This window comes from Burkholderia pseudomultivorans (assembly GCF_902499075.1).
GTDB lineage: Bacteria > Pseudomonadota > Gammaproteobacteria > Burkholderiales > Burkholderiaceae > Burkholderia > Burkholderia pseudomultivorans.
Genome location: NZ_CABVPP010000106.1, coordinates 1 through 11,005, shown reverse-complemented (window position 1 = coordinate 11,005; position 11,005 = coordinate 1). Strand labels below are relative to the sequence as shown.

13 protein-coding genes are annotated in these 11,005 nt (G+C 66.2%); 5 read left to right on the top strand and 8 right to left on the bottom strand.

The window, feature by feature from the left end; all coding sequences use genetic code 11:
- Window positions 1–293, bottom strand: a 293-nt coding sequence (locus tag BST28156_RS34015) for a hypothetical protein (RefSeq protein ID WP_437341311.1), incomplete at its 3' end; no start/stop codon positions are given.
- A gap of 22 nt (window positions 294–315) precedes the next feature.
- A complete protein-coding gene (locus BST28156_RS34010) occupies window positions 316–990 on the bottom strand; it encodes a hypothetical protein (protein ID WP_174904535.1) in 675 nt (224 codons plus the stop codon).
- Between the two features lie 177 nt (window positions 991–1,167).
- Between BST28156_RS34010 and BST28156_RS34005 the strand changes: the two genes are divergently transcribed.
- The 3 genes from BST28156_RS34005 (at window position 1,168) to mctP (ending at window position 4,073) form a co-directional block, all read left to right on the top strand.
- Window positions 1,168–2,085, top strand: coding sequence for a class I SAM-dependent methyltransferase (locus BST28156_RS34005; RefSeq protein ID WP_060240884.1), 918 nt, complete (start codon window positions 1,168–1,170; stop codon window positions 2,083–2,085).
- Between the two features lie 198 nt (window positions 2,086–2,283).
- Window positions 2,284–2,526: a DUF3311 domain-containing protein gene (locus BST28156_RS34000; protein ID WP_009688332.1), complete on the top strand. Its 243-nt coding sequence runs from the start codon at window positions 2,284–2,286 to the stop codon at window positions 2,524–2,526.
- Entirely contained in the window at window positions 2,523–4,073 is a 1,551-nt protein-coding gene (mctP, locus tag BST28156_RS33995) for a monocarboxylate uptake permease MctP (protein ID WP_060240883.1), read from the top strand. Before BST28156_RS34000 ends, mctP begins: the two co-directional genes overlap by 4 nt.
- A 67-nt stretch (window positions 4,074–4,140) precedes the next feature.
- On the opposite strand, the gene BST28156_RS33990 is transcribed toward mctP, so the two are convergent.
- From BST28156_RS33990 to BST28156_RS33970, 5 genes are all read right to left on the bottom strand, one after another.
- Window positions 4,141–4,596: a VOC family protein gene (locus BST28156_RS33990; protein ID WP_174904534.1), complete on the bottom strand. Its 456-nt coding sequence runs from the start codon at window positions 4,594–4,596 to the stop codon at window positions 4,141–4,143.
- A gap of 236 nt (window positions 4,597–4,832) precedes the next feature.
- Window positions 4,833–5,786 (bottom strand): transaldolase, encoded by a 954-nt coding sequence (gene tal, locus BST28156_RS33985; RefSeq protein WP_060240881.1) that lies wholly within the window; start codon window positions 5,784–5,786, stop codon window positions 4,833–4,835.
- A gap of 194 nt (window positions 5,787–5,980) precedes the next feature.
- Window positions 5,981–7,189, bottom strand: coding sequence for a benzoate/H(+) symporter BenE family transporter (locus BST28156_RS33980; RefSeq protein ID WP_040127909.1), 1,209 nt, complete (start codon window positions 7,187–7,189; stop codon window positions 5,981–5,983).
- A 57-nt stretch (window positions 7,190–7,246) separates the two neighbouring features.
- The gene (locus tag BST28156_RS33975) at window positions 7,247–8,422 is read right to left on the bottom strand and encodes a vWA domain-containing protein (RefSeq protein ID WP_174904533.1); all 1,176 of its coding nucleotides are present in this window, start codon (window positions 8,420–8,422) and stop codon (window positions 7,247–7,249) included.
- 25 nt (window positions 8,423–8,447) lie between these two features.
- Window positions 8,448–9,290 (bottom strand): AAA family ATPase, encoded by an 843-nt coding sequence (locus tag BST28156_RS33970; RefSeq protein ID WP_174904532.1) that lies wholly within the window; start codon window positions 9,288–9,290, stop codon window positions 8,448–8,450.
- Window positions 9,291–9,536: 246 nt separating this feature from the next.
- Here BST28156_RS33970 and BST28156_RS33965 point away from each other — a divergent pair, with 246 nt between their 5' ends.
- Window positions 9,537–9,896, top strand: coding sequence for a c-type cytochrome (locus BST28156_RS33965; protein ID WP_006398704.1), 360 nt, complete (start codon window positions 9,537–9,539; stop codon window positions 9,894–9,896).
- Window positions 9,897–9,935: 39 nt separating this feature from the next.
- Window positions 9,936–10,295 (top strand): c-type cytochrome, encoded by a 360-nt coding sequence (locus BST28156_RS33960; protein WP_060240877.1) that lies wholly within the window; start codon window positions 9,936–9,938, stop codon window positions 10,293–10,295.
- 86 nt (window positions 10,296–10,381) lie between these two features.
- On the opposite strand, the gene BST28156_RS33955 is transcribed toward BST28156_RS33960, so the two are convergent.
- Window positions 10,382–10,816 carry a DUF1841 family protein gene (locus tag BST28156_RS33955; protein ID WP_060240876.1) on the bottom strand — a complete coding sequence of 145 codons (435 nt, stop codon included), beginning with the start codon at window positions 10,814–10,816 and terminating at the stop codon, window positions 10,382–10,384.
- Window positions 10,817–11,005: the final 189 nt, after the last annotated feature.

The window sequence follows — 11,005 nt, the reverse complement described above, 5'->3', positions numbered from 1 at the left end:
GTTTCTTCTTCATTGGCATATCCATGGCTTTTACACCTCATGATATGCCCCGCCCACGAAATCACGGATAGGTCCCCCTTGATCCAGCACACGGCAGTCAGCAGCGCGACGAGCGCCACGATGCATGCATCGTATGCGACCGGCGAGCGGTTCGGCGGCGCGAGCCATGCGCTCGCGATGATCCCGAGCACGAACACCAGCAGCACGACCCATCCCTGCCACGCGACCGGCAAACCCCATCCCCATCCGTAGCGCTTCGCGGGAAACCAGATCTTCCTGTCGTTCGAGGTCACGCGATCTCCGGTTGTCAAAGGATCACTGCACGTTGTAGCGTTCCAGTTCGAGCGAATAGCCCGACGGATGGTTTTTCATGAACCCGTTGCGCACGCTATCGTAGCGGACGATCCGCTTGACCGACGGGGCATACCAGATCGTGAGCGTGGCGCCGGCATGCGCGCGCCCGTCCAGCTTTTCCCACGAGCCGTGGCCGTCGATCCTGATCGCGTCGAAGGTGCCGGCGGGAACCGTCACCCTGGCCGGACCGGCGACGGTAAAGTTCATGTCCTCTTCGAACGGATCGCCCGACCGGTTGAGCCAGCCGTGCGCGCTTTGCCAGCGCTTGCCGGGCGTCAACGGGAAATCCAGATAGCGGTAGGTCGACGGCTCTCCGTCGATCTCGGTCGACATGGCCCAGCTCCGGTCGGTCTGGCTCGTGACCGGCTGAGCGTCGCCCGACATGACGGACACCGAAACGACGTCGCCGGAAATCGCCGTGACCGTCACCTTGACTTCCGTCGTCCGGTTTTTGTCGAGCAAATCGCGTTGCGTGTAGTCCCAGCTGTCGCCGACCGCAAGCGTCGGCGCATCGACCGCGGGGCCGCCGTCTTGCGCCGGCGCCGCGCCGCTCCACGCGAGCGCCAGCACGGCCGCGGCAAATCGCTTGTTCATGTCGGGCTCCCGTTCGTGGTTGCGGTCCGGCGTGACGCACACGGAGGATCGGATCCCTATGAGCTCGTTATAGTACCGCGGCACTGCGCTGTAAATGCCGGAAACGCCGGGTGGCGCCGATCGCGCGGCGGCGTTCGCGCAACCGCCTTTCCCGCTGCCGCGACGCGCCAATGCTATCCTCTCGTCCGCTCATCCAGCGTCACCCAGCGAGATTCACACATGACCCGACTGATCAAGCGCGCGTCCGCCGAGGCGCGCGCGTTCAAGCAACGCAAGCCGTCCGCGTACAACGGCTCCGAAAAACTCCAGCCGCCGCGCGTGAAGCGCCGCAGCGACCTCGACGAGCACGACGACGTGCCCGTGCTCGAAGCGCCGCGCAAGCCGCGCTTCGCGCCTGTCACGTTCTCCGAAGAGCGCGGCGTGCGCTTCCTGCATTTCGGCACCGAATGGGTGCAGGGCGCGATGCGGATCTCGAAGCCGCTGCATATCGAGCTCGAATACGCGCAGCAGATGATGGCGTGGCTGCTGTTCCTCGAAACCCCCGAGCGGATCGTCCAGCTCGGCCTCGGCACCGGCGCGCTGACGAAGTTCGCGCACCGCTTCCTGCCGCGCGCGAAGGTCGAGGCCGTCGAGCTGAACCCGGCCGTGATCGTCGCGGCGCGCACGATGTTCGCGCTGCCGCCCGACGATGCGCGCCTGGTCGTGCACGAAGCCGACGCGTGGGACTTCGTCAACGATCCGGCCAACCGCGGCACGACGGGCGCGCTGCAGATCGACCTGTACGACGCGACCGCGCGCGGCCCCGTGCTCGACAGCGTCGCGTTCTACCGCGCGGTGCGCGGCTGTCTCGCCGACGCAGGCATCGCGACGATCAACCTGTTCGGCGACCATCCGAGCTTCGTGCGCAACATGAAGCACTTGAACGCCGCCTTCGATCACCGCGTGATCGCACTGCCCGAAGTGCACGACGGCAACCGGATCGCGATCGCGTTCTCGGGCCCCGCGCTCGACGTGCCGTTCGAACAGCTCGACGCGCGCGCGAAGCTGATCGAGGACACGCTGAAGCTGCCCGCGCGCAAATGGGTGAAAGCTTTGAAAGAAACGACCGGCGCCCGCGGCGCGTCGTTCGCGATCTGACGCTGCATGCACCGGCCGCATGCCGGTGCAACCGCACGACAAGGGGCGGATCACCTCGGGTTCGCCCCCGCTTGACCGCATGAGCGCGGCTCCTATACTGGCGCGAAGCCAGGGGGGCTGCCGCTACCCGTTCCGCCGCTCCTCTCGCCGCCGTACCCGCTCAACAAGATCGATAACCGGGAAAGATGAGGAGACGTCATGGCTCACGATGCCGACGCCAACCGGGCCGCCAAGCGCTGGCTCTGGCTGCTGGTGCTGCCGTTGATCGCGATGGTCTGGGTGCCGTCGTACAGCAAGATCGAACCGCAATGGTTCGGGTTTCCGTTCTTCTACTGGTACCAGCTGCTGTGGGTCTTCATTAGCGCGGTGATTACCGCCTTCGTCTATTACAAGACGAAGAACGCGTGGAAGTCGAGCGGCCCGCAGGGAGGTGCGCGATGAATCTCGGCGCAACCTTCGTCTTCGTGCTGCTGTTCATCGGCGTCACGATCCTCGGTTTCCTGGCCGCGAACTGGCGGCGCGGCGATCTCGCCCATCTCGACGAATGGGGCCTCGGCGGCCGCCGCTTCGGCACGATCGTCACGTGGTTCCTGCTCGGCGGCGACCTCTACACGGCGTACACCTTCGTCGCGGTGCCCGCGCTCGTGTTCGGCGCCGGCGCGATGGGCTTCTTCGCACTGCCTTACACGATCCTGATCTATCCGTTCGCATTCGTCGTGTTCCCGAAACTGTGGAGCATCGCGAAGCGGCACGGCTACGTGACGGCCGCCGACTTCGTCAACGCGCGCTACGGCAGCCGCATGCTCGCGCTCGCGATCGCGGTGACGGGCATCGTCGCGACGATGCCGTACATCGCGCTGCAGCTGGTCGGCATCGAGGTCGTGATCGGCGCGCTCGGCTTCGACACGACGGGCTTCGTCGGCGACCTGCCGCTGATCATCGCGTTCGCGATCCTCGCCGCGTACACGTACACGTCGGGGCTGCGCGCGCCGGCGATGATCGCGATCGTCAAGGACATCCTGATCTACATCACGATCGCGGCAGCCATCATCGTGATTCCGGCGAAGCTCGGCGGCTTCGGTCACATCTTTGCGAGCGTGCCGCCCGCGAAGCTGCTGCTGAAGGCGCCCGACGCGGCGAACCTGAACGGCTACAGCGCCTACGCGACGCTCGCGATCGGCTCGGCGCTCGCGCTGTTCCTGTACCCGCACTCGGTCACGGCGATCCTGTCGTCGTCGTCGGGCAACACGATCCGCCGCAACATGGCGATGCTGCCCGCGTATTCGTTCGTGCTCGGCCTGCTCGCGCTGCTCGGCTACATGGCGCTTGCGTCCGGCGTGAAGGACATGCCGCAGTACGCGCCGTACTTCAAGGCGTTCGGTCCGAACTTCGCGGTGCCTGCGCTGTTCCTGAACTACTTCCCGTCGTGGTTCGTCGGCGTTGCATTCGCGGCGATCGGGATCGGCGCGCTGGTGCCGGCGGCGATCATGTCGATCGCGGCCGCGAACCTGTACACGCGCAACATCCATCGCGAGTTCGTGAATCGCAACATGTCGCACGAGCAGGAAACGCATGTCGCGAAGCTCGTATCGCTGATCGTCAAGGTCGGCGCGGTCGCATTCATTCTCGGCCTGCCGCTGACCTATGCGATCCAGCTTCAGCTGCTCGGCGGGATCTGGATCATCCAGACGCTGCCGGCGATCGTGCTCGGCCTCTATACGCGCGTGCTCGACCATCGCGGCCTGCTGGTCGGCTGGGCGGCCGGCATCGTGTGCGGCACGTGGATGGCGATCTCGCTGAAGCTGGCCGGCTCGATCTTCACGATCCACCTGTTCGGTCTCGCGATCCCCGGCTATGCGGCCGTGTGGTCGCTGATCGTGAACCTCGTGGTGTCGATCGTCGTGAGCGTACTGGTGCGCGTGATGGGCATCGCGCATGCGGAAGATCGCACGCGGCCCGAAGACTATCTCGACGTGGTCGAAAGCTGACGCGGGCCGCACGGCCGGCCCATGAAAAAGCCCGCCACGGCAACGTGGCGGGCTTCGTTTCTGTGCGTTATCCCTGTGCGTGCTGCGCGAGTTCGTCGCGTTGCGACAGGTCCTCGACGTTGACCATCCAGTGCACGCCGAAACGATCCTTGGTCATCCCGAAGCCGAGCGCCCAGAACGTCTTGCCGAACGGCATCGTCACTTCGCCGCCGTCGGCGAGCGCGTCGAACAGCTTCTGGCCTTCCTCGACCGTCGCCGGGTTCAGCGACAGCGAATAGCCGGCGTGCCTGCCGCCTGCCGGCTGGCTGCAGTCGCCGTCCGAGCACATGATCATCGAGTCGCCGATCGTGAAGCTCGCATGCATCACCTTGTCGGCCATCTCGGGCGTGATCGGGTGCTCGGCGTTCGGCGGTGCATCCTTGAAGTGCATCTTGAACAACGTCTTCGCGCCGAGTGCCTTTTCATAGAACCGAAGGGCTTCGTCGGCCTGGCCGTAGAAGGTCAGGTACGGTTGGACTTGCATTGCTGTCTCCTGTGGTCCGGGCCGGCATGCTGGCGCCGGCTCGGGTTCATGCACGGTTGACTGGGAAGGGACGCGCCGGGAGCGGCCTGCGTATCCGTGACGTGGATTGTAGTGCGCGCGCTTGACGATGGAATGAAAAATAAAAGCGGCCGCGAACGCAAGGTTCGCGGCCGCTTGCAGGCTGCTGCTGACGGCTGTTGCCAGCATTGCCGACAGCAGCCGACGTGACGCGCGCTTCAGCGCAGCGCGTCGATCAGCTTCTCGAGCTTCACCGCGTCGGCGGCGAACACGCGAATGCCTTCGGCGAGTTTTTCCGTCGCCATCGCATCGTCGTTCAGCTGGAAGCGGAACGACGCCTCGTCGATCGCGACGCGCTCGGTCGGCTTGTCCTGCAGCGCGTCCGGCGACAGCTTGCGCGCGACCGCATCGTTGCTGTCCTGCAGCTTCTGCAGCAAATCGGGACTGATCGTCAGCAGGTCGCAGCCGGCGAGTTCGGTGATCTGGCTGGTCGTGCGGAAGCTCGCGCCCATCACTTCGGTGTGGTAGCCGAAGGTCTTGTAGTACGTGTAGATGCGGCGCACCGACTGCACGCCCGGATCGTTCGCGCCGCCGTTCTTCGCCTCGTCCCAGTCGGCGCCGGCCTGCTTCTTGTACCAGTCGTAGATGCGGCCGACGAACGGCGAGATCAGCTGCGCGCCGGCTTCCGCGCACGCGGCGGCCTGCACGAGCGAGAAAAGCAGGGTCATGTTGCACTTGATCCCTTCCTTCTGTAGCACCTCGGCCGCGCGGACGCCTTCCCAGGTCGACGCGAGCTTGATCAGGATGCGTTCGCGGCCGATGCCGGCCGCTTCGTACAGCTTGATGAGTTCGCGACCCTTGTCGATCGAGCGCTTCGCGTCGAACGACAGGCGCGCGTCGACTTCGGTCGACACGCGGCCCGGGATCAGCTTCAGGATCTCGGTGCCGAATGCGATCAGCAGGCGGTCGATGATGACGTCGTTGCTTTCGTTGCGATGATCGCGGACGGTTTTCTCGAGGATCGGCTTGTACGCGTCTTTCTGCACGGCCTTCAGGATCAGCGACGGGTTCGTGGTCGCATCCTGCGGCTGGTATTGCGCGAGCTGCTGGAAATCGCCCGTGTCGGCGACGACGGTCGTGTACTGCTTGAGCTGGTCGAGTGCGGTAGTCATGGCGATTCGAAAGGAGGGCGCGGGGCGCCGGGGTTCTGACGTGCCGCGCGGCGCGCGGCGGCGAAGCGAAGCGGCGCCGGGCGCCGCGTCCGATCCGTTATTCTAGGCCCGATTCGTGTCGAGTACGTTTTGCCGCGGCTTTGCCGCGCCGCTCGGCGCCGCGGCGCCCGCTGCCCGCCGCGCGCACGGCCGCGTCATGCGGGGCGGCGCGCGTTCAGGATCACCTGCGTGACGATGCCGGCGACGAGCCCCCAGAACGCCGAGCCGATCGACAGCAGCGTGAGGCCCGATGCGGTGACCATGAACGTGACCAGCGCGGCTTCGCGCTGCTTCACGTCCTGCATCGCGTTCGCGAGCCCGCTCATGATCGAGCCGAACAGCGCGAGCGCGGCGACCGACACGACCAGCGCCTTCGGCAGCGCCGCGAACAGCGCGGCGATCGTCGCGCCGAAGATCCCCGCGATCAGGTAGAACGTGCCGCACCACACGGCGGCCGTGTAGCGCTTCGTGCGATCCTCGTGCGCCTCGGGGCCGGTGCAGATCGCGGCCGTGATCGCCGCGAGGTTCACGCCGTGCGAGCCGAACGGCGCGAGCAGCAGCGATGCGAGGCCGGTCGTCGCGATCAGCGGCGACGACGGCGTCTGGTAGCCGTCCGCGCGCAGCACTGCGATGCCCGGCACGTTCTGCGACGCCATCGCGACGACGAACAGCGGAATGCCGATGCTGACGATCGACGCGATCGAGAAGGCCGGCATCGTGAACACGGGATGGGCGAGCGCGATATGGAAGCGGCTGAAGTCGAGCAGGCCGAGGCCGCCCGCGACCGCGGTGCCGACGATCAGCGTCGTGACGATCGCATAGCGCGGCGCGAGCCGCTTGACGATCAGGTACGTGAAGAACATCGCGAGCACGAGCGCGGTCTGGAACTGTGCGGCGCGGAAGATCTCGATGCCGATCTCGAACAGGATGCCCGCGAGCAGCGCGGCGGCGATGCCGGCCGGAATCCGGCGCATCAGCGTGTCGAACAGCCCGCTGACGCCGACGGCCGTCAGCAGCACCGCGCACACGACGAACGCGCCGATCGCTTCCGCATACGGCACGCCGGGCAGCGACGCGATCAGCAGCGCGGCGCCGGGCGTCGACCATGCGACGACGACGGGCGCGCGAAAGCGCAGCGACAGGCCGATCGTCGTCAGCGCCATGCCGATCGACAGCGCCCAGATCCACGACGAGATCTGCGCATCGGTCAGGTGGGCGGCGCGGCCGGCCTGGAACATCAGCACGAGCGAGCTCGTATAGCCGGTCATCATCGCGACGAAGCCGGCGACGAGCGCCGAGACGGACGTGTCGGAAAAGAAGCGGCCGCCGGCGCGGTCCGCGCTCGCGGTGGGCGAAGGATTCATGCTATCTCCGGGGCGGGCCGCTCGACGGCGGCCTCGTATCTGCTGGTTTGGGATGCGTTACTTGCTCAGGGCGCGCATCGCGGTTTCGAGGCCCGCGAGCGTGAGCGGATACATGCGCTGGCCCAGCAGGTCGCGAATGACCGCGACCGACTGCCGGTATTCCCATAGCCGCTCGGGCTCGGGATTCAGCCATGCATGATGGGGGAACTGGTCGGCGAGGCGGCGCAGCCACACGGCGCCGGCCTCCGCGTTGTTGTACTCGACCGAGCCGCCCGGCTGCAGCACCTCGTACGGGCTCATCGTCGCGTCGCCGACGAAGATCAGCTTGTAGTCGGGCGTGAACTTGTGCAGCACGTCCCAGGTCGCGGTGCGCTCGGCGTGGCGGCGGCGGTTGTTCTTCCACAGGTGGTCGTACACGCAGTTGTGGAAGTAGAAGAACTCCAGATGCTTGAATTCGGCCTTCGCGGCCGAGAACAGCTCCTCGGTGCGCTTGATGTGGTCGTCCATCGAGCCGCCGACGTCGAGCAGCATCAGCACCTTCACGTTGTTGTGGCGCTCGGGCACCATCCGCAGGTCGAGCCAGCCCGCGTTCGCGGCGGTGCTGCGGATCGTGCCGGGCAGGTCGAGCTCCTCGGCCGCGCCTTCGCGCGCGAAGCGCCGCAGCCGTCGCAGCGCGACCTTGATGTTGCGCGTGCCGATCTCGACCGAATCGTCGTAGTCGCGGTACGCGCGCGCTTCCCATACCTTCACCGCGGTGCGGTTGCCGTTCGACGGGCCGCCGATGCGCATGCCTTCCGGGTTGTAGCCGCCGTGGCCGAACGGCGACGTGCCGCCGGTGCCGATCCACTTGTTGCCGCCTTCGTGCCGCTCCTTCTGTTCGTCGAGCAGTTCCTTCAGGCGCTCCATCAGCTTGTCGAGGCCGCCCAGCGCTTCGATCTGCGCCTTTTCCTCGGGCGACAGCTCGCGCTCGAGACGCTTTTCGAGCCAGTCGAGCGGCACGTCGAACGCATCGGACGGCAGTGCGGACACGCCGTGGAAGTACGCGCCGAATGCCTGGTCGAACTTGTCGAAGTACTGCTCGTCCTTGACGAGCGTCATCCGCGCGAGGAAGTAGAACGCGTCGATCGACGGCTCGATCAGCCCGGCCTTCAGCGATTCGAGCAGCGTCAGGTATTCCTTCACCGAGACGGGCAGCTTGGCCGCACGTAGCGCGTAGAAGAAATTGAGCAGCATGGCCGGGCCTTTGCGAGGGGAGGGATTACCGGTTGTGCCGGTTCATGTAGACGAGCCGCTCGAGCAGGCTCAGGTCCTGTTCGTTCTTCAGCAGCGCGCCCGCCAGCGGCGGCACGATCTGCTTCGCGTCGGCGCCGCGCAGCGCGTCGGCCGGGATGTTCTCGGCGAGCAGCAGCTTGAGCCAGTCGAGCAGTTCGGAGGTCGACGGCTTCTTCTTCAGCCCCGATACGCCGCGCAGCTCGAAGAAGCTCTCGAGCGCCGCATGCAGCAGCTCCTCGCGGATGTTCGGGAAGTGGACCGCGACGATCTTCTGCATCGTCGCCGGGTCGGGGAACTGGATGTAGTGGAAGAAGCAGCGGCGCAGGAACGCGTCGGGCAGCTCCTTCTCGTTGTTCGACGTGATGATGACGAGCGGGCGGTGCTTCGCGCGCACGGTCTCGCGCGTCTCGTACACGTGGAATTCCATCCGGTCGAGCTCGCGCAGCAGGTCGTTCGGGAATTCGATGTCGGCCTTGTCGATCTCGTCGATCAGCAGCACGCTCGGGTGCTCGGCGTCGAACGCCTGCCACAGCACGCCCTTGACGATGTAGTTCGCGATGTCCTTCACGCGCTCGTCGCCGAGCTGCGAATCGCGCAGCCGCGACACGGCGTCGTATTCGTACAGGCCCTGCTGCGCCTTGGTCGTTGACTTGATGTGCCATTGCAGCAGCGGCATGTCGAGCGCGGCCGCGACTTCCTCGGCGAGCATGGTCTTGCCGGTGCCGGGCTCGCCCTTGATCAGCAGCGGGCGTTGCAGCGTCAGCGCGGCATTGACCGCGAGCTTCAGATCGTCGGTGGCGACGTAGTGCGAGGACCCTTCGAAACGCATGGCGGCGCTCTTCTCTGTCGGGAAAAAATCCCAGTATAAGTCAGAAGGGCTGTCGGGTTCGGCGTGGCCCGCGTATCGTTGCGGGGCTGCGGCGGGGCGGACCGGGGCGCCCATATGGACGCGTTCCCCGCCGGCGCGGTACAATCTGGCCGTTTTTTTTGGCCTGCGTGGCGATCCGATAAGCAAAACGGCGCGGGCCGTTGCCGCTTCGGCGCCAGTTTCCCCTCAAGCTAGGTTACAAGAGCTATGAACAAATTCGTCGGCAAACACGTCGTTGTCGCAGCGCTCGTGGCGCTCGCGGGCAGCGCGCAGGCGGCCGGTGTGGTCGGCAACCCGAAGGACGGGGCGAGCAAGGCCGCCATGTGCATCGGTTGCCACGGCATCCAGGATTACCGCGCAGCGTATCCGGAGGTCTACCGGGTGCCCGTGCTCGGCGGCCAGAACCAGCAGTACCTCGAGAACGCGCTGAAGTCCTACCGCAAGAAGGATCGTCACTTCCCGTCGATGAACGCGATCGCCGGCTCGCTGACGGACCAGGACATCGCCGATCTGGCGGCCTACTACGCCGCCCAGAAGGTCGACTCGAAGGACAATCCCTACAAGTAAGCGCGCGCCGCTGATCTCAGCAGCGGGACAGGAGCATTCATGAACAACGCATTCAAGACGGCGGCGGCGATTGCGGTCGCGGCCGGCCTCGCGATCGGCACCGCGCACGCGGCCGATCTGGCGAAGGGCAAGGACCTGGTCGAATCGCACAACTGCGCGGCCTGCCACGGCGCGCAGCTGAACCAGCCGATCAACGCCGAGTATCCGCGCCTCGCGGGCCAGCACGCCGACTATCTCGTGTGGGCGATGCGCCAGTACCAGATGGGCCTGACGAACCCGCTGCTCGGTCGCAACAACGCGATCATGCAGGCGCAGGTCCAGAACCTGTCGGTCAGCGACATGAAGGACATCGCGGCCTACATCGAGTCGCTGAAGGGCGATCTGGTGTTCAAGAAGTAAGCGCGCCGGGCCTGTGGGCCCGCGCAGCGGACGTACCCCGCCGAGGCGGGGTATTTTTTTGTTCGCGCCGGGCGCTGCGCTGCGGTTCAGTCGCGCGACGCGCGGCGCAGGATGCGCTGCAGGTATGCGTCGGTATCGGGCGGCGTGTTGGTGCGCTGCGCTTCCCAGATCGTTTCGCCGAGGCACTCCATGATCGCGTGCTGCGCGTCGTGGGTCGAGCCGAACTTCGCCGCGAGCTTGTCGTGCGCGGCGCGGATCCCGGGCGGCTGGTCGATCGACAGCTGCTCGCTGATCGCCAGGTGCATCGACAGGTGCAGGAACGGATTCGTGCGGCCTTCCTCGGGCGTGTAGCTGCGCGCGGCCGCGCCGTCCGCGTCCGCGAGTTCGGCGTGGTATTCGGGGTGCTCGACGATCCAGTCGGCGGCCATCGCTTCCAGCGGCGTCAGGATCTCGCCGGCGCGCTGCTTGCGCCAGGTCTCGGTGAAAAAGCGACGGACTTCGTCGCGACTCGGATTGAACATGGTGGGGAACGTCGTGATTCGCGCGGCGTCATGCCGCGTCGCGCATTGTACGCCGGGTCGGCGGATGGCGCTGGCGCCGGCCGTGCCGTGCTGCGCTCCGGCGTGAGGAACGGCCCTAGCAGGCTGTTGAAAAGCGCCTCATTTTGACGGCCGGGGCACTGTTTAAAAGGGTTTCGTATGCGATTGGCC